We start from the raw sequence: 17,617 nt of genomic DNA, 5'->3' as shown, positions 1-17,617 counted from the left end.
TATCCTCCCCGGATCCCAGGTGCTCAAAAAACCGGCGCTGGATATCGCGGGAAACGAAGAGTTCGGAAAAGATCATGCGGCCGAGCTCTTCCGGGGAGTATCCGAGCATCGCAGCGACCTGCTGGTTGGCAAGGCGGATCGTAAAACTGTTTTTGTCAAAGAGGATAATCCCCAGCAGGGAGTTCTCGAAGATGCTGCGGTATCGGGCTTCCGAGACCCGGATCATGTTGGTGAAGTACGCGACAGCGAGTGCAACACAGATAAAAAGGATAGCCTGGCCGGTGGCTGACCCGAGGGCAAGGAGATCCGGGAAGAGCGACAAGTACACGAGACATTCATAGACGATCCCGCAGATGCCGGAAAGAATGATCCCTTTGCGGGGATAGAAATAGGTCGCGTACAGGATGGGAAAATAAAAAAGCTGGGGGTAGATGGCCCCGGCATTCCTGGTAAGAGCGATCGCTGTGATCAGGATGGAGGAGAGGGTAAGCGAGACAATGACGGAAAAGCGGACGATATCCGTGTGGGAGAACCGGTGTCCTCTGATGGTGATCTGCGGTTCCATTACTAGGTTGGATTAACTCTGGTACTGTATAAATCTGTCATTATTGTCGCATACCAAAAAAATGAAGGGGGATCATCGCACGAGGGGCTGGAGTTTCTCAATCACCCGGTTGACCTGCGCGACCGAGGTGCCGATATAAGCATCGGGGGCCAGGAGGGTAACGAGGTCATCCCGCGAACAGAACCGGACCACCTCGGGGTCCCCTCCAAGGACATCCGCAAGCGGCCGGCTTTCGGCAAGCGCCTGCATGCTTGCCATCCGGACCCGTTCATGGGCATCCTGCCGGTTCATGCCACGCCGGGTGAGCTCGATCATCACCGATTCCGCCATGTTGATCCCGTGGAGGAACGCGAGGTTGCGCCGGATCGCAGCACGGTTAATTTCCAGCGTGTCGAGCACCGTAGTCATAAGGCGGAGGCAGTGATCCGCAAGAATGGAGGCTTCGGGAAAGAGCACCCGTTCGCAGGATGAGTTGGTGAGATCCCGTTCGTCCCAGAGGGTGTTGTTGAGGAGCGCCGGCTCAACAGAGGCTCTCACGATCCGGGCAAGGCCGCATACCTGCTCGGATTTTATGGGGTTGCGTTTGTGCGGCATCGTGGACGAACCTACCTGTTTTGCGCCAAACGCCTCTTCCACTTCGCCGATTTCGGTGCGCTGGAGCGAACGGATCTCGACGCCGATCTTGTCGAGCGTCGTTGCGATGTTTGCGAGGAACATGAAGTACTCCGCGTACCGGTCCCGTGAGATCACCTGGTTTGAGACATCCACAGAAGAGAGGTGCAGCAGCTGCATCATCGTCGCCTGGACATCCATGCCTTTTGGCCCGATCGCCGCCTGTGTCCCGACAGCGCCGGTCATCTGCCCGACCGCGACCCGGGGGCGCAGCTGTTCCAGCCGTTCGATATGCCGGCCCACTTCGCTTGCCCAGATGGCAAACCTAAGGCCATACGTGGTCGGGACACCCTGCTGCCCGTGTGTCCTGCCGACTGCGACAAGCGTTGTTGTTTCGCCGGCTCTTCGTATCAGCACCCCGAGGAGTCTGCGCAGTTTTGCATCGGTAAGATCCAGCGCCTGGGCCAGCTGGAGGCCTGTCGCCGTATCGAGAATGTCATTTGAGGTGGCACCGTAATGCACCCACCGGCCCGACTCGCCGCAGACTTCGGCAATTGATTTCACGATCGCCATCATGTCGTGGCTGATCTCTGCCTCGATCTCTTTTGCACGGGCAAGGGATGCCTTCGGTGCGTTCTGTGCGATCTCCCCGGCCGCGGCCCCGGGGATCAGGCCGTGCGCCGCCTCTGCCTGTGCGAGCGCGACTTCCACTGCAACGACGCAGGCGAACCGGTTCTCCTCGTTCCAGACTGCGCGCATCTCCGGGGTGCCGTACCGGAACTCGATCGGGTGGACTGCCATGAGAACAGATGGGTTGTACGGGAATATTAGCATTGAGCCTGTTCGCGTGCACAATCATGCACCTCCAGTCCGACGCCCATAAAACCCGGGAGCACCAATCATATTCCAGCAATGGACAGTTTCGATCCTTTCTTCCCTTACGAGGAATACCGCCCCCACCAGCGCGAGATGCTCGCATTCGCCGCAGAGGTCGCCCGGGATGGCGGGATCGGTATGATCGATGCCCCGACCGGCAGCGGGAAGTCAAGCGTTGTTGCATCCCTTCTTGCCGAACGCAAAAACCGGAAGATTGTGATCGCCGTCCGCACGGTCAGCCAGCTCACCACATTTATACGGGAACTTGCGCTTGTCAAAAAGAAGCAGCCGAAGTTAAAGATCGTGTACCTGGTCGGGAAAAAGAGCATGTGCCCTCTGGGCGGCGAAGGGGACGTGTACCGGCGCTGCGAGGGGGTCAAGACATTTTCATCCTCCCTTATGCGCGATCGGGCGGAGAAAGGGGCCCTTGTCCCGATAAAGGATCCGTTCATCGTCCAGCAGATCCGGAGGATGGACCGGGAGCACCCGCTCATCTGCCCGTATTTTATCGCGAGCCGGCAGTTCGTTTCCGGGGACACCGGCGGCCTCAAGATGGTACCTTCGACCACGGTGCGCTCGAAGTCCGAACGGGTGCTTGCCGATCCCGTCCGCCCGCAGGAACTGGCCGGTTTTGCCGGTGACATCTGCCCGTACGAACTGATGATGCACGCGGCAAAGAACGCGGACGTGATCATCCTCAATTACCACCATCTCTTCGACCGCGAGATCCGGGAGCAGCTGTACGCGAACCTCAATGTCGAGTCACAGGACGTGATGGTTTTAATCGACGAGGCCCATAACTGCGGGGACACGATCCAGTCGATCGAGAGTGTCGGGCTCGCACAAAAGGATCTTGAGCAGGCAATCCGCGAGCTCTCGGGCATGAAACGCCACCACAAGGGGGCAGAGGCGGTGCAGCACGTCCTTCCCCGGCTCACCGAGTTTATCCGGGGACTGGCAAACTCGACCGAACCCGAGGACTGGTTCGATCCCGGTATCTTTGACCGGATGATCGTCAAAGGGTCGCTCTGGAAGGACATGGACGAGATTGTCGACGAACTCATGGGTCTTGCCGAGACGATCCGGGACAGGAACCAGAAGGCAGGCGAGTTCCGCGAGACGGCGATCGAGCGCCTGACTGTTTTCATGTACCGGCTCTCGCAGTCCGCCCATAACCCCGCATACCTTACGATCTACAAAAAGACCGAGGAAGGGATTATCCTTGAGGTGAGGAATATCGACCCGTCCGCCCCGCTCACCGAGATCTGCTCACAACATGCCTGCAGCATCCTGATCTCGGGCACGCTCTCACCGGTCGAAAGCTTCCGGCGCCTCTATTTCAACAACGCGAAAGTGTCCACCCTCGCACTCCCGAATTCGTTCCCAAAGGAGAACCGGCTCATCTGCTGTGCGACTGATATCACCACGGCCTATTCCCTCCGGCAGAACCGGGAGAATACGGAAAAGATTGTGCACTACATTACCGCATTTGCGGCGCTCAGGAAAAACCGTGCCATTTACTTTCCGAGTTACCAGATCCTTGAAACCTATGCGGCGCTTGCGTCATCCCATATTCACCGGAGGAAGGTCTATATTGAGCCCCGGGATGCAGCAGGTGCCGGGGCCGCGCTCAATGAGTTTCTTTCTCTTCCCTCGCAGGGAGAGTCAGGGATCATGTTTGCCGTCTGTGGCGGGAAGTGGAGCGAGGGGCTGGACTACCGGGGCGAGATGCTCTCCGGGGCGATGGTGATTGGCCTCCCGCTTGCCCCCTTTAACCGCGTACGAAAGATGGTCATCGAGTATTTCCGCCATAAGTATGGTGAGGAGGGCGAATTTCTGTGTTATACTCTGCCGGCGATAAACCGGGCGCTCCAGGCGCTCGGGCGCGTGCTGCGCACTCCCGAGGATCGCGGGGTGCTGGTGCTCGGCGAGCGCAGGTTCCTTGAAAAACGCGTAAGATCGGCGTTGCCCTCCTGGATACAGGATGAGATGATCGAGTGCGACAGTGCACAGTTCCGCGAGGTGATAGCAAAATGGAAGTGACCGGGGGGTCGTGCCGGCTTGGTCTCTGGCATGTCCATGTATGGTGGAACGGGGACGCAATCCACCGTGTCCGGTTTGCCACCTCCGGTATTCCCGGCCCGGTACCGGCCCCGATCCTGAAATACTGTGCCGGCCATGCGGTTGACCTGTCGGAGCTCGCCACTATTGCGTGCGAAGGAGAGACCGTATCTGCCCGGATCTACCGTGCCGTCCGGGAGGTGCCGTACGGCAGCACCGCAACCTACGGGCAGATCGCAGCACAGGTGGGCACTTCTCCTCGTGCGGTGGGTCGTGCGATGGCGCACAACCCGACGCCGCTTGTCGTGCCCTGTCACCGGATAGTCGCGGCAAACGGCATCGGAGGGTTCACCCCGCACCTGGAAATCAAGGAACTGCTCCTCGCACTGGAACGGAAAGGCAAAAAAGCGGGCATGAGGTGAACGGAAATGTGCTGCCACCTTTCCGGGCATTCCGGAATCTCTAATTGCCCCCCGGGAAAATATCATAATGGTTGCGGAGGAGCGCAATGAACATACTGGTACTGGGAGCAGGAGCAGTAGGTTTGTCGGTTGCCGCAAAACTCTCCGGCGTCTGCGATGTTCACGTGGTCGCCCGGAAACGGATCGCCGATGCCATCAATGCCGGCGGGCTCCGGCTGACCGGTATCTGGGGCACCGGAACATTCCGGTTCAGCATTTCTGACAGCATCCCGGAAGGTACCCGCTATGATTATATCATTATCACTGCAAAGTCCCGGGATACCGAGACGCTCTGCCGGGAGTACGCGGCTGCCATCCGCGGTACCGAAACCGTCAGCCTCCAGAACGGGATCGGGAACGAGGAGATCATCAGCCGGTACACGGACAAGGTGATCGGCGGGATGATCATTACCGGTTTTGAATGGCAGGGGGAAGCCGGGGTGCATGTATCGGTCGAGGCCGGACCGGCAAAACTCGGACGGTTCCCGGCAGGGCTTGATGAGCCGGTACGAAGGCTCGTGGACCTCATGACGCAGGCAGGTATAAGGGTTGAAGGAAGCACGGAGGTACGTGCGGACCTCTGGGGAAAGACACTCTATAACTGTGCCTTAAACCCGCTCGGCGCCGTGATGGGGGTGCCGTACGGGAAACTCGGGCAGCCTGCGGCGTGGCGCATTATTGCGCAGATCGTCAGCGAGGGTTTTTTGGTTATCGATGCCGAAGGGGTCCGTCTCCCGTGGGGATCTGCAGACGACTATCTCACGTATCTCCATGATGTACAGCTCCCGGCTACCGCCCGGCACCACTCGTCCATGCTCCAGGACATCACCCGGGGCCGGCCCACCGAGATCGATTTCCTCAACGGCGCCATTGTTGCAAAAGGTGCCATACACGGCATTCCCGTCCCGGTAAATGCATGTATTGTCGACCTTGTGAAATTCCGCGAGTCCCTGACCCCGGCCGGAGAACCATCGTGAGATCTGCAGTGGTGCTTGCCGGGGGTGAGGCACGGCGGGCAAACGGCCAGGAAAAATATTTTTTCACCTACGAGGGAAAAACCTTTATCGAACGATTAATCGAATCGCTTTCCAGGGTCGTTGACGAGATCGTCATTGTCGCCCGAAACCCGGCACAGTGCACCCGTTTCCGGGAGATCGGCAATGTCATCTGTATCAGCGATATCCGGCAGGGCCTGGGGCCTATCGGCGGGCTCCATGCCGGTACTCTTGCGGCAGGAGGTGACCTGATCTTCGTATCGGCCTGCGATATGCCCTGCATCGATGCCGGGGTGGTTTCCTATCTTTTCCAGGCAATCGGTTCCCATGATGCAGCAATTCCCCGGTGGGACGAGCGGATGCTTGAACCCCTGCATGCCGTATACCGGCGGACTGCCCTCCTTGCATATCTCGAAAGCCACACATCCCTCTCGCTGCGAACGATGATCCAGACCCTCGACACCTGTTACGTCCCGGTGGATGAGCTGCGGGCATTCGATCCGCGTCTCAGGACGTTCACGAACATCAACAAGCTTGAGGAACTGGAACATATCAACCTCTCCTGGTCAGGAAAACCCGGGGAGGTCCGTAAGTAACCGGCAGGCGCCGGGTGGCAGATTCTCGCTGGGGTACGCAATGATCGCCCGCGGTATTTCCTGCTGTTTTTGTGGGATTTGTGTCATCTAACATTATATATGGATTAAAACAACTCTAGAATAATGAACATACCGTGACAGTGGACGTGTCAGGCCAGTCATCCGGGAGAATGCGAATAAATGGGACAGCAGTCATACGATATTGAGGCGGCGAGCCGGCTCTTTATTGTGTTCGTTGCATCGATCAGTGCGATCGCCGGTACTATCTTCTCTCTCATCCATGGCGTCTCTGCGGTATTTTCGTTCCTCTATCTCCTTCCCATCATCTGTGTCGTTTATTTTTATCCGGGTCGTGCCGTTCTCTTTGCTCTTGGCATCAGCATTATCTACATCGGCCTCGTGTACGCGCTGGGGGCATTCGATCCGTTCCTTATTGCCGTTTCCACCGCATGGTTTGCCATATTTATCACTCTCGCCGTGGTATCTTCCTCCTATGCGAATGGTCTCCTCGAAGAGAAAGCGCGGATCCGGCATATCATGGAGAATACCCTGGAGGGTATCTTCTGTTTTGATCCTGGCACCTGGTATATCAGAAGAGTTAACGACAAATGCGCACGGTGGCTTCTGTATTCCCGGAATGAACTGGAAGGCGGCCCGGTTAGTACGGTATGGCCGGATGCTGATGCACAACAGCGGTTCATTGGCGAGGTAAAGTTGAGAAAAACCGGCGTGATATTCGAATCCCCTTTCCGGCAGAAAAACGGAGGCCTGCTCAGATTCGTTCTCTCTCCTCTTTATGTGACGAAGAATATGGTTCTCTGTTCCGTTGCGAATGTGGCCGATGCAAAAGTTGCCGATGAGGAAATCCGCCAGACGCTTGAAGACCTTGAGCGGCAGGTGCGGGAACGCACTGCGCATCTTGAACGGATGAATGAGGAGCTGCGGGCCGAGATCATCGAGCGCCGCAGGCTTGAACACACCCTCCTGTCCGGTGAACTCAATAACGACACTAAAAACAAAGACGGGAAACAGTCATGATTATTCGCATCGCCCCGGAAAAAAAGCAGCAGCTGTACTGGACGATCACGCTTGTTTTCACGATTCTCATCACCCTGTCCTCAACAATCTACTCACTCTCCCACGGCATTTACGATGGTTTCCCGTTCATCTATTTCATCCCCATTATCCTGTTTGTGTATCTCTATCCGTCACGGGGAGTGTTTTTTTCACTCGGGATAAGCACGGTTTACATCCTGCTCGTCTACGTTTACAGCGGTTTTTATTCCCAGGCAGTGGCTGTCTCCACTGCGTGGTTTGTGGTGTTTGTCACCATTGGTGTCGTTACCTCAACATTTGCCGAAGGACTGCGTGAAGAGGAGCTCAAATACCTGGGGATCTTTGAGAACTCCCAGGCCGGGATATTCACGTTCGATCTGGATACCCAACGGCTCGCAGAAGTAAACGGAAAATGCGCACAAATGCTCAGGTACGAGCGTCCCGAACTCACCGGAGCAGACCTCTCCCGTATTATGACCGGAAAAGAGAGCCGTGAACGGTTTGTCCGGCAGATCCGCGAGCACAGGAAGACCGGCGACCTTGAGCTCCTTTTTACTGCCCGTGACGGAACGACACGCCAGTTCCTGGTCTCTGCATCGGTCACCCCGGGCAATATTGCGATCTGCTCAGCGATCGATATCACTGCCCGCAAACTGGCAGAACAGGTGATTGAAAGAGCCAGAAACGATCTGGAAATGAGGGTGAATAAACGGACCGAAGAACTGATGCGGGTAAACAAGGAACTCACGGCTGAAATCGAGGAACGCAAACGTTTCGAGGCAGCAATCCGGCTCGCCAACCACAAAATCAACACCCTCACCGGTATCACGCGGCACGATATCCTCAACCAGATAACGGCAGTAGTGATGTACCTCTCGCTTATCCGGGAATCAGTGACCGATCCGGTTGTCACCGGCTATCTCGAAAAGGTTGTCGATGTCACCGGCATGATCCAAAAACAGGTACGGTTCACGCAGGACTACCAGAGTATAGGGGCAAGCGAACCCCGATGGCACAATGTCGATGAGGAGATCAGCGAGGCAGCGGCCGCAGTCAATCAAAAGGGCATGGTGATTGAATGGCAGGTTGACGGCCTTGAGATTTTTGCAGACTCGGGTTTTCCCAAAGTGTTTCTCAAACTGATCGAAAACGCGCTCATCCATGGGACTCATGCAACCCTGATCCGGTTCTCCTGCCGGGAGGCAGAAGACGGACTCATCATTTCCTGCGAAGATAACGGGGTGGGTATTCCCGAGGTCTCAAAAGAGCGGATATTCAGGCGTGAGTATTTCCGCAACACCGGTTACGGGCTGTTTTTGATTAGCGAGATCCTGAGCATTACCGGGCTGTCCATCAGGGAAACCGGCACGCCCGGGAGCGGGGCCCTGTTCGAGATCCATGTACCCAGAGGGGCTTACCGGTTGATCCGGAAGACCGGAGAGCCTGAATCCGGCCGGTAACGTACCTGCAGTATCCTTCACGGTTCAGGCAGGAGATCAGCCCGGTCCCGGTTCTCTTTGGGGGTACCGGTTCCCGTTTCAGATATTTTTCTTCCTGCCGCTTGCATCCCGCAGGTAGTGCCCGAACTCGCTTTTTTTGAGGAGATCGCCGGAAAAGACCGGTCCATCTCTGCAGACCCGGAGACCATCCGGGTCGATACAGCAGGAGCCGCAGATACCCACACCGCATTTCATGTACCGGTGAAGTGAAAATTCTGTTCTTGATGCAAACCCGAGGCTGTCGGTCTTTGCAAGCACCGCCTTCATCATCGGCTCCGGGCCGCAGACCGCGATCCGGTCATACGTGGCAAGACTGAGGTCCTTCATGAGATCGGTGACAAACCCGTGCTGTCCCAGCGTCCCGTCATCTGTTGCGATTATGACATCGGTGCTTTCGTCCAGCTGGTCGACAAAGAGGAGTTCTTTCTCCGTCCGTGCGCCAAGGAGCATCGTCATCACGCAGTCTGATCGGGTGAGTGGCAGGAGCGGAGCCGCCCCGACGCCCCCGGCAATGGCCAGCATCTTCTCACCCCGGGTAAAGCCGTTCCCGAACGGCCCCCGGATCCCAAGCGTTGCACCCGCCGTGCAACCGAACAGGGCGCCGGTTGCGTCTCCGACGTTCTGGACAGTGATCCCGTTTGCCGAGGAGAGCGCCATGGGCACCTCGTCTACTCCCGGGATCCATACCATCACAAACTGCCCGGGCTCAAAGGAGAACTCGCGGTCAAAGAAGAACGTCTTTACCGATGGCGTCTCATTTTTGATCCCGGTGATGGAAACCTGTACTGGCAGCTGGTCACCCATGGGCGCACCCCACGATATCTTCTGGTGCAATGCCATTTTTCGCGTACAGGTCATTTTTTATTGTCTCAAAGATCCCGATGTCCCGCTGCACCGCACTGCCTATCTCGACGGCCCGGGCGCCGGCCATCATCATCTCGATCACATTGTCGGCAGTTGAGACGCCTCCGCACCCGATGATGGGAATGGTACAGGCTTCATAGAGCTCGTAGACACAGCGGACAGCGACCGGGAAGATGACATCTCCCGAGAGCCCGCCGAAACGGTTGCCGAGTACCGGGCGCCTCATTCCCGTCGAGATGCGCATGGCTTTGAGCGTGTTGATGGCAACGATCGCGGTCGCTCCTCCCCGTTCCGCCGCCTTACCGATTGCGGCGATATCAGTTACGTTGGGGGTAAGCTTCACCCATGTAGGCATGCCCAGAGCACGTACTGCCCGGGTACATGCCTCCACGAGCGCGGGATCAACACCGATCGCCGCCCCGTAGCCTTCCGCATGGGGACAGGAGAGGTTAAGCTCGAATCCGGCAGCCCTCCCTTTAAACCACCCGGCGACTTCGGCAAATTCACCCGGGTTTCCACCGAAGATGCTCACGATTGCCGGTTTTTTCTCAAGCGGTTTGAGTTCGTCTGCAAATTCCCGGGACGGGTTCGGCAGCCCCATCGCATTTAAGATGCCGTTGTCAAGCACGGCAACACAGGGGCCGGCATGTCCGTCCTTTGGCTGCGGGCCGATCGACTTGGTCACCACGCCTCCGGCACCGAGGGTAAGCATTCGTGACAGGGATGCCCCGGTTGTTCCGAGGACCCCGGCGGCAAGGATAAGGTGGTTGTCGAGCGCCACGCCACCGACCGTCACCGGGCCCGTCCTGAGTACGACCATCCATCACATGATGGACGTGATGTCTTATAAAGAGCATCATTTTTTAAAAACGGGCCTCCTGCCCGTGGGTAGTCACTTAAATTCAGGAGGTGCATACCTAGTACTGGACAAGAAAATGGTGCGGCTCGCAGTGATGGGTGTCGGAAGGATCGGCGGAGAGGTTGCCTTCCTTGCCGCCGCGCAGGGACTCGTGGACGAGCTGGTCCTGTACGATCAGGCTGGAAAACTGCTCAGGGCGCAGGTGCTCGATATCCGGCATACCGGCCTCCCGGTAACGGTCACTACCGATGTCCGCGATATCCGCGATGCCGATATCTGCGTCTTTGCGGCTGGCAGTCCCCGGACCCCGGCGGTGAAGACCCGGGCGGATCTTCTTGCGGTAAACCTTCCCGCGACCCGGAAGTGCGCCCGCCTTCTCCGCGGATTCTCCGGTCTCCTTATTACCGTGACAAACCCGATGGATGTGAATAATTTTCTCCTGCACCATCTCACCGGTATTCCCCGGGAACGATGCATCGGGTTTGGCGGCCAGCTGGACAGTGCACGCTTCACCCTTGCCCTCCGGCAGCGGGAGCTGGAAGGCACGGCATATGTTCTTGGCGAACACGGGGAGTACCAGGTGCCGGTCTTTTCCCGGCTCCCCCGGCCGGTCGCGGACAACCGGCGCAAGGAGATCCTCCATGAACTCAAAGGTGCCAGCATGGAAGTGATCAAAGGCAAAGGCGGGACGGTCTTTGGACCGGCATACCATATCGTCTCCCTCATACGGATGCTTCTTGCCGATACGCGGGATACGGTTCCCTGCTCTGCAGTGCTTGACGGGGAGTATGGGATTTCCGAATGCTCGCTTGGCGTGCCGGTCCGGGTCGGGCATGCCGGTATCCATGATATCGTCCAATGGGATCTCGATGCTTGGGAAGATGCAGGAATGGCACAGGCCGGGGCATTTGTCCGGGATCTCTGCCGCACGGTGGTGCCATAAGATCATGCCTGCCCAGGTCATGCGGTCCTCAGAAACGCTGACGGTTCCCCGCACTTATGGGGAGTCCGGCGCACTGACCATTGCCATCAACCAGGTGGAGTACAGCAACACGCCCGAAGGGCCGATTATTCACGTCTTCGGACGGGACCCGGGAGGCCTGGCGCACAGGATCGACGTGACCGGCTTTTTGCCGTACTTCTATGTTCCTGAAGAGCAGGTCGGCCAGGCGTATCCTGCGCAGGTGACGATCGAACCCGACACGATATACCGCTCAATACGGGGCGAGAAACTCAAACGGCTGTATACCGTCCGTCCGGGCGACGTGCGGGAAGCGAGGGAGCGGTACCGGCATTTCGAGGCCGATATACCTTTTGCGACCCGGTTCATGATAGACTGCGGGCTCACCGGGGCCGTCTCTGTACCCGCGACAACGGTGGATTACCATGAACTGGTGCCTGCCGAGGTGGATGCACCGGCCCGGGTCTGTATGATCGATATTGAGTGCGAAGACGAGCGGGGCTTCCCGGATACCCAGCGGGATGCGATCATCTGCATTACCTGCCACGATTCTTTTGATAACGATTACACTACCTTCCTGTTCGGTGGCGGCACAATGCCTGCTGAAATCTCCAAAAAAGAATCTGCCGGCGGTCTCGTAAACGGCTGCTTCCGTAAAGGCGTCCACACGATCTGTTCCTATGCCGACGAAGTGTCTATGCTCAAAGCGTTTGGCGCATATATCGCCCGGCGCGATCCCGATATCCTGTCCGGGTGGAACTTTGTCGATTTCGACATGCCGTACATCATGGGCCGGATGGAGAAACTGGGGCTCTCCCCGGTCATGCTTGCCCGCCTCCCCGGCATGACCGAGAGGAGCGCGCTTCGCGGCCGGGCGCTTTTCGATCTCCTTACCGGTTACAAGAAGATGCATTCGACCCAGAAGGAGTCTTACCGTCTCGATGCAATTGCCCAGGAAGAAGTAGGGGAGAGCAAGGTGCGGTACACCGGCACGGTCTCCGATCTCTGGAAGAAACAACCGGCGCTCCTGGTCGAATACAATTACAAGGATGTCGAGCTCTGTGTTGCGATCAACAAAAAGGATAACATTGTCGGCTTTTACCGCGAGATCGCCCGCTATGTCGGTTGCCCGCTGGACAAGACGCTGAATTCTTCGAGCGTGATCGATGTCTATATCCTGAGGAAGGCACACGGGAAGTATGTCCTCCCGTCGAAAGGCTTTGCGAATGCCGAGGAATTCGAGGGTGCAACGGTCTTTGAGCCGAGCAAAGGCGTGCGGGAGAACGTGGTGGTCCTGGACCTGAAATCGCTCTACCCGATGGCGATGATGACGATCAATGCCTCACCGGAGACAAAAGACCCTGACGGCGAACTTACGGCCCCGAACGGTATCCGGTTCAGAAAACAGCCTGACGGGCTGACCCGGAGCATCCTCTCGGAACTCTTAAAGGAACGGGACGCGAGAAAAAACCTGCGGAACACCTTCCCCTACGGCTCGCCGCAGTACCTCCTCTACGATATGCAGCAGAACGTGCTCAAAGTGATCATGAACACCTACTACGGGGTCTCGGGTTATACCCGGTTCCGGCTCTTCGACCGGGAGATCGGTGCCGCGGTCACCTCCGTGGGCCGGGCGATCATCGAGCATACCCGGCGCGTTATCGAGCAGGAAGGATACAAGGTAATCTATGGCGATACGGATTCCTGCATGGTGCAGATCCCCCCGCTCGACCGGGAACAAACCATCGAAACAGCCCGGATGCTTGAGAAGAAGCTTAACGCGAGTTACGGTGATTTCGCCCGGCGCGAGCTGAATGCAGAAACCCATTATTTCTCGATCAAGTTCGAAAAGATTTATGCCCGTTTCTTCCAGGCGGGAAAGAAGAAGCGGTACGCGGGACGCCTCGTCTGGAAAGAGGGAAAAGATGCCGACCAGATCGATATCGTCGGTTTCGAGATACGGCGCAGCGACACCCCGCAGATCACAAAAATCGTCCAGTCAAAGGTCATGGAGATGATCCTTGCCGGGGCGGACTATGCGGACATTAAATCGTACCTTGGGGGGATTATCACCCAGTACCGGGCCGGGAAGTTTTCGCTTGATGAAGCAGGTATACCCGGCGGGATCGGCAAATCCCTCGATGATTACGAGACTGACGATGCACAGGTGCGGGGCGCCCGGTACGCCAACCAGTACCTGCACACGGAGTTTGGCAAAGGAAGCAAGCCAAAGCGTGTCTATATTAAAAACGTGACCGGGAAGTACCCCAAGACCGATGTGCTCTGTTTCGAGTATGCCGATCAGGTGCCAAAGGAGTTCGTGCCCGACTGGGAACTGATGCTCGAAAAGACCATCGAGCAGCCGATCTCCCGGATCATCGAGGCACTTGGCTGGAGCTGGAAGGATGTCGATCCCTCGCACACAACGCTTGCCCAATGGGGTTTCGGGTAACCGTGTAACCGCCGGCAGCCAGGTTCGTTTTGTAGTTTTTAACCAGTGTGTTTTGGTATGACACGAATAACGCTCTGTGAGCCGGGGCAATGCCCGGTGTCGCCCGGAGCATCCCCTAAAATACGGATGTCCGGGAGACCCCGGCACCGGATGATGCCCCAACATATCGTGTGACGGTGTTCCGGCGCCTGTGCAATAAATCCGACTGTCCGGCGATTTTTTCCTGTCCGGGTGAAGAACCGTTCAGTCGCGATCGGGGTGTTTTCCTCCCTGCTTCAGCCGCTCGGTCAGTTTTTTTACCTGTTCGCGGAGTGCGATGGCCTGTTCGAAGTCGAGGTTGTCTGCTGCGTCCCGCATCTTCTTTTCGAGCTCGATGACGACGTTGGGGATCTCTGCCCTGGGGACGTGTTTTGTATCCTTGATCTCGACTTCTTTCTCTTTTACCGGCTTTATGATGGTCTGCGGGACGATATGGTGGCTGGTATTGTACGCGATCTGCATCTCCCGCCGGCGCTTTGTCTCGGAGATCGCGGCCTTCATCGAATCGGTCATGGAATCCGCATAGAGTACGACCTTCGCGTTCACGTTCCTCGCCGCTCTCCCGATGATCTGGATCAGGCTCCGTGCGTCCCTGAGGAATCCTTCCTTGTCAGCGTCGAGAATGCCGATAAACCCGACCTCGGGGATATCAAGGCCCTCGCGCAAGAGGTTGATCCCCACCAGTACGTCGAATTTGCCGAGCCGCAGTTCGCGGATGATCTCGGTGCGTTCCAGCGTCTGGATCTCCGAGTGGAGGTAGCGGGTGCGGATACCCCGGTCCGCGAGGTACTCGGAAAGTTCCTCGGCAAGTTTCTTGGTGAGCGTGGTCACCAGCACCCGGTCGCCACGTTCAATGGTCTTTTTCACCTCGCTTATCACATCGGGCGCCTGCCCTTCGGTTGGCCGGACTTCGACTGCCGGATCGACGAGGCCGGTTGGCCGGATGATCTGCTCGACCACCTGTGTCGAGTGCCTGAGTTCGTAGGGGCCGGGTGTCGCCGAGACAAAGACGACCTGCCGCATATACTGCTCGAACTCGTGGAATTTCAGGGGCCGGTTGTCGAGCGCTGACGGGAGCCGGAAACCGTACCTGACCAGGGTCTCCTTCCTCGAACGGTCGCCGTTGTACATCCCGTGCAGCTGCGGGATAGTCTGGTGGCTCTCGTCGATGATCAAAAGAAAATCATCCGGGAAGTAATCGAGCAGGCAGTACGGTTTTTCGCCGGCTTTCCTGCCGTCAAAATGTCGCGAATAGTTCTCGATGCCTTTGCAGGAGCCCGTCTCCTGGATCATCTCGAGATCGAAGTTTGTCCGCTGCCGGAGCCGGTGTGCCTCGACCAGCCCCAGCGTGGGGAGCACTTCGTCGAGTTCCTCTTTTATCGTGGCGATCGCGGCTTTCTGTGCACTCTCCGGAGTGACGAAGTGGCGCGCGGGGTACACATAGAAATACTTCATCTCCTCTTTTTTTGCCCCGGTATTCTTGTCTACCTCGCGTATACGCTCGATCTCGTCGCCGAAGAGCTCGATCCGGATAATATCGTTATAATACCCCGGCACGACGTCGATGGTATCGCCCTTGACCCGGAACCGGCCCGGGGAAAGATCGATGTCGTTTCTTTCGAACTGGACATCGAGGAGCCGGCTCATGATCTCGTTTCTTGTGATCTTCTGGCCGACCGCGAGGTCAAAGCCGAGGTTCCTGAAGTTTTCGGGATTGCCAAGGCCGAAGATGCAGGAGACCGACGCGACCACGATGACATCGCGCCGGCCCGAGAGGGAGGCGGTGGCGGAGAGCCGGAGCATCTCGATCTTGGGGTTGATGGCAGAGTCCTTCTCGATATACTGGTCTTTTGCCGGGATATAGGACTCGGGCTGGTAGTAATCGTAGTACGAGACGAAGTACTCGACCCGGTTTTTCGGGAAAAAATCACAGAACTCCTGGTAGAGCTGGGCGGCAAGCGTCTTGTTGTGCGCGATGACAAGGGTCGGCTTTTTTGCCGCCGCAATTACGTTTGCCATGGTAAACGTCTTGCCGGAGCCGGTGACGCCCAGGAGCGTCTGGAACCGGATGTTGTCCGCCAGGCCGTCGTTGAGTTTTGCTATAGCCTCCGGCTGCGAACCGGCCGGGGGAAAGGAAGAGACGAGCTGGAATTCTGTCACGGTGCTTAGAAGTACGGACGGGGATATAAAAAGGGATTCCTGATGAGGCAGGAATGTCATGTATCCGGGATTTACCGGTCACTTTGGCTTGTAGTATCCCCACTTCTTCAGTGCTTCGCGAAGTTCCTGCGACGATTTTGCCTTCTCGTCGAGTGTTACGCCCTCCTGCCAGGCCTCGATCGCCTGCATGGTCGCCCGGGCACCGGCCCGGGTCCCTTTCGGATGGCCGTGGATGCCGCCCGACACGAGCAGGATGAGATCCCTGCCGTAGATGTCGAGCACGTCGGGGACAAGGCCCGGGTGCAGTCCGCCCGACGAGACCGGAAACGCCGCTTTGATCGAACCCCAGTCCTGGGCCAGGCACTGGTGCGGGACCTCCGCTATCTTTTTCTTTCGCAGCAGGTCGGCAAGAAGGATCGATTCGGTCTTTGTACCGGTCAGTTTGCCGACGGCTGTACCGGTGTGTATCTGGGAGACGCCGACAAGACGCATGAGCTTTGCGAGGAAGTACATCGTCATACCGTGTTTTTTGTTCCGGTCGAAGGCTGAATGGAACGCCCGGTGCGCGTGGATCGCGAGGCCAAGGTCAGAGCAGTAGTCCCGCATCGTCATGACGCTCGCCGTTCCTGCAACCACCACATCGATCATCGCGTAGTTCCAGCCATACTCCGCGAGCAGGTCGGCACGCTTCTTCATGGTTTCCACGTCGGCAGAGATATTCAGGAACGCGGACTTCCTCTCGCCGGTCTCCCGTTCGGCCTTGTCCCGGAGTTTTGTCATATATTGTACGCGGTCCTCGAACCGGTTGAAAGATGTCGAAGTGAGGTTTTCATCATCCTTGACAAAATCAAAGCCGCCCATCCACGTCTCGTAACCGACCTCCGCGTGCTCCTTTGCGGAAAACCCGATCTTTGGTTTTGGTACGGCACCGGTCAGGGGTCGGCCGTAGATCTTCATCATCTTCCGTATCCCATCCATGCCGAAGTGGGGCCCTTTGAACCCATTGACATATGCAGAGGGGAGCGTGGCATCAATGAGGCGCAGGTTTTTTAGGGCTTTCATCCCGAAGATATTCCCCGCAATCCCGCTCATCAGCTGCACGGCGTTTCCTTCTTCCCAGAGTGCAAGCGGGTAGGCGACTTTGACAAAGTGCTTGTCGAACGAAAACGCCTTCGCCTCCAGTTTCTTCATCCGCGGGGGCATCGTAAAGAGGGTCGTCCAGGTGCCGGTCGAACTCTCGGATGCGATCCGGCCCGCGGCTTCTTTATCCGTGATCCCTGCAGCCGGTTCAAAGTAAAAAAGACAGACAAGGTCGTCCTTTGCCGGCTCGTAATTCGTATCGACAAATTCGTTATACCAGTCAATTGCCATAGTTCTTCCCGTACCTACCAATGCATGCATGATTCAAAAATCTTCAGATCGCAAAAGAAGCAGGCACTCTTCTCCGTACCAGCGGGAAACGCCAAAAGTTCCGTGGATACCGGGAAAATGCAGCCGGCCCGGTAGTGCCCCTCCCCAAAAAGAGCACCGGTATACATGCAGGGTATGCTGGATATCCCGT

The 17,617-nt window shown here is 57.3% G+C and carries 14 protein-coding genes; 8 read left to right on the top strand and 6 right to left on the bottom strand.

Translation table 11 applies throughout. The features are described 5' to 3' along the window. Together ACLQMU_RS02075 and purB are read right to left on the bottom strand one after the other, a co-directional pair. A partial coding sequence (locus ACLQMU_RS02075; protein ID WP_443673511.1) for a PAS domain S-box protein occupies positions 1-565 on the bottom strand: 565 nt, incomplete at its 3' end. Between the two features lie 72 nt (positions 566-637). Beyond that, the gene (purB, locus tag ACLQMU_RS02070) at positions 638-1,978 is read right to left on the bottom strand and encodes an adenylosuccinate lyase (RefSeq protein ID WP_422149822.1); all 1,341 of its coding nucleotides are present in this window, start codon (positions 1,976-1,978) and stop codon (positions 638-640) included. 111 nt (positions 1,979-2,089) lie between these two features. Between purB and ACLQMU_RS02065 the strand changes: the two genes are divergently transcribed. The 6 genes from ACLQMU_RS02065 to ACLQMU_RS02040 all read left to right on the top strand — a co-directional run bounded on the left by ACLQMU_RS02065 (position 2,090) and on the right by ACLQMU_RS02040 (position 8,682). Further along, complete coding sequence (locus tag ACLQMU_RS02065) at positions 2,090-4,096, top strand: ATP-dependent DNA helicase (protein WP_422149823.1); 2,007 nt, start codon at positions 2,090-2,092, stop codon at positions 4,094-4,096. After that, complete coding sequence (locus ACLQMU_RS02060; protein ID WP_422149824.1) at positions 4,087-4,536, top strand: methylated-DNA--[protein]-cysteine S-methyltransferase; 450 nt, start codon at positions 4,087-4,089, stop codon at positions 4,534-4,536. The genes ACLQMU_RS02065 and ACLQMU_RS02060 overlap by 10 nt, the downstream gene beginning before the upstream one ends. A gap of 86 nt (positions 4,537-4,622) precedes the next feature. Next, positions 4,623-5,552, top strand: coding sequence for a ketopantoate reductase family protein (locus ACLQMU_RS02055; RefSeq protein ID WP_422149825.1), 930 nt, complete (start codon positions 4,623-4,625; stop codon positions 5,550-5,552). Then, positions 5,549-6,166 carry a molybdenum cofactor guanylyltransferase gene (gene mobA, locus ACLQMU_RS02050; RefSeq protein WP_422149826.1) on the top strand — a complete coding sequence of 206 codons (618 nt, stop codon included), beginning with the start codon at positions 5,549-5,551 and terminating at the stop codon, positions 6,164-6,166. Before ACLQMU_RS02055 ends, mobA begins: the two co-directional genes overlap by 4 nt. Before the next feature lie 180 nt (positions 6,167-6,346). Beyond that, entirely contained in the window at positions 6,347-7,204 is an 858-nt protein-coding gene (locus ACLQMU_RS02045) for a hypothetical protein (protein WP_424040118.1), read from the top strand. Further along, positions 7,201-8,682, top strand: a complete 1,482-nt coding sequence (locus tag ACLQMU_RS02040; protein ID WP_424040120.1) for a sensor histidine kinase — start codon at positions 7,201-7,203, stop codon at positions 8,680-8,682. Before ACLQMU_RS02045 ends, ACLQMU_RS02040 begins: the two co-directional genes overlap by 4 nt. Before the next feature lie 78 nt (positions 8,683-8,760). Here ACLQMU_RS02040 and ACLQMU_RS02035 read toward each other — a convergent pair whose 3' ends face one another. After that, positions 8,761-9,525 (bottom strand): dihydroorotate dehydrogenase electron transfer subunit, encoded by a 765-nt coding sequence (locus tag ACLQMU_RS02035; protein ID WP_422149829.1) that lies wholly within the window; start codon positions 9,523-9,525, stop codon positions 8,761-8,763. After that, complete coding sequence (locus tag ACLQMU_RS02030; RefSeq protein ID WP_424040122.1) at positions 9,518-10,405, bottom strand: dihydroorotate dehydrogenase; 888 nt, start codon at positions 10,403-10,405, stop codon at positions 9,518-9,520. The genes ACLQMU_RS02035 and ACLQMU_RS02030 overlap by 8 nt, the downstream gene beginning before the upstream one ends. 115 nt (positions 10,406-10,520) lie before the next feature. Here ACLQMU_RS02030 and ACLQMU_RS02025 point away from each other — a divergent pair, with 115 nt between their 5' ends. Both ACLQMU_RS02025 and ACLQMU_RS02020 read left to right on the top strand, forming a co-directional pair. Continuing rightward, positions 10,521-11,387 (top strand): malate dehydrogenase, encoded by an 867-nt coding sequence (locus ACLQMU_RS02025; protein ID WP_424040124.1) that lies wholly within the window; start codon positions 10,521-10,523, stop codon positions 11,385-11,387. A 19-nt stretch (positions 11,388-11,406) separates the two neighbouring features. Further along, positions 11,407-13,857, top strand: coding sequence for a DNA-directed DNA polymerase (locus ACLQMU_RS02020; protein WP_422149831.1), 2,451 nt, complete (start codon positions 11,407-11,409; stop codon positions 13,855-13,857). Between the two features lie 243 nt (positions 13,858-14,100). Here ACLQMU_RS02020 and uvrB read toward each other — a convergent pair whose 3' ends face one another. Both uvrB and rbcL read right to left on the bottom strand, forming a co-directional pair. Next, the gene (uvrB, locus tag ACLQMU_RS02015; protein WP_424039101.1) at positions 14,101-16,056 is read right to left on the bottom strand and encodes an excinuclease ABC subunit UvrB; all 1,956 of its coding nucleotides are present in this window, start codon (positions 16,054-16,056) and stop codon (positions 14,101-14,103) included. Between the two features lie 78 nt (positions 16,057-16,134). Continuing rightward, positions 16,135-17,427 carry a type III ribulose-bisphosphate carboxylase gene (rbcL, locus tag ACLQMU_RS02010; RefSeq protein ID WP_422149833.1) on the bottom strand — a complete coding sequence of 431 codons (1,293 nt, stop codon included), beginning with the start codon at positions 17,425-17,427 and terminating at the stop codon, positions 16,135-16,137. Positions 17,428-17,617: the final 190 nt, after the last annotated feature.

The sequence above is a fragment of the Methanoregula sp. genome (assembly GCF_052325125.1).
Taxonomy (GTDB): Archaea; Halobacteriota; Methanomicrobia; order Methanomicrobiales; family Methanospirillaceae; genus Methanoregula.
This window is presented reverse-complemented; position numbering and strand designations above follow the sequence as displayed.

Bases quoted from the DNA above. Each gene is read 5' to 3' on its own strand.
- rbcL (WP_422149833.1), bottom strand. From the start codon at position 17,427: ATGGCAATTGACTGGTATAACGAATTTGTCGATACGAATTACGAGCCG.
- ACLQMU_RS02020 (WP_422149831.1), top strand. From the start codon at position 11,407: ATGCGGTCCTCAGAAACGCTGACGGTTCCCCGCACTTATGGGGAGTCC.
- ACLQMU_RS02060 (WP_422149824.1), top strand. From the start codon at position 4,087: ATGGAAGTGACCGGGGGGTCGTGCCGGCTTGGTCTCTGGCATGTCCAT.
- ACLQMU_RS02030 (WP_424040122.1), bottom strand. From the start codon at position 10,405: ATGGTCGTACTCAGGACGGGCCCGGTGACGGTCGGTGGCGTGGCGCTC.
- purB (WP_422149822.1), bottom strand. From the start codon at position 1,978: ATGGCAGTCCACCCGATCGAGTTCCGGTACGGCACCCCGGAGATGCGC.
- ACLQMU_RS02055 (WP_422149825.1), top strand. From the start codon at position 4,623: ATGAACATACTGGTACTGGGAGCAGGAGCAGTAGGTTTGTCGGTTGCC.
- ACLQMU_RS02045 (WP_424040118.1), top strand. From the start codon at position 6,347: ATGGGACAGCAGTCATACGATATTGAGGCGGCGAGCCGGCTCTTTATT.
- ACLQMU_RS02025 (WP_424040124.1), top strand. From the start codon at position 10,521: ATGGTGCGGCTCGCAGTGATGGGTGTCGGAAGGATCGGCGGAGAGGTT.
- ACLQMU_RS02040 (WP_424040120.1), top strand. From the start codon at position 7,201: ATGATTATTCGCATCGCCCCGGAAAAAAAGCAGCAGCTGTACTGGACG.
- ACLQMU_RS02035 (WP_422149829.1), bottom strand. From the start codon at position 9,525: ATGGGTGACCAGCTGCCAGTACAGGTTTCCATCACCGGGATCAAAAAT.
- ACLQMU_RS02065 (WP_422149823.1), top strand. From the start codon at position 2,090: ATGGACAGTTTCGATCCTTTCTTCCCTTACGAGGAATACCGCCCCCAC.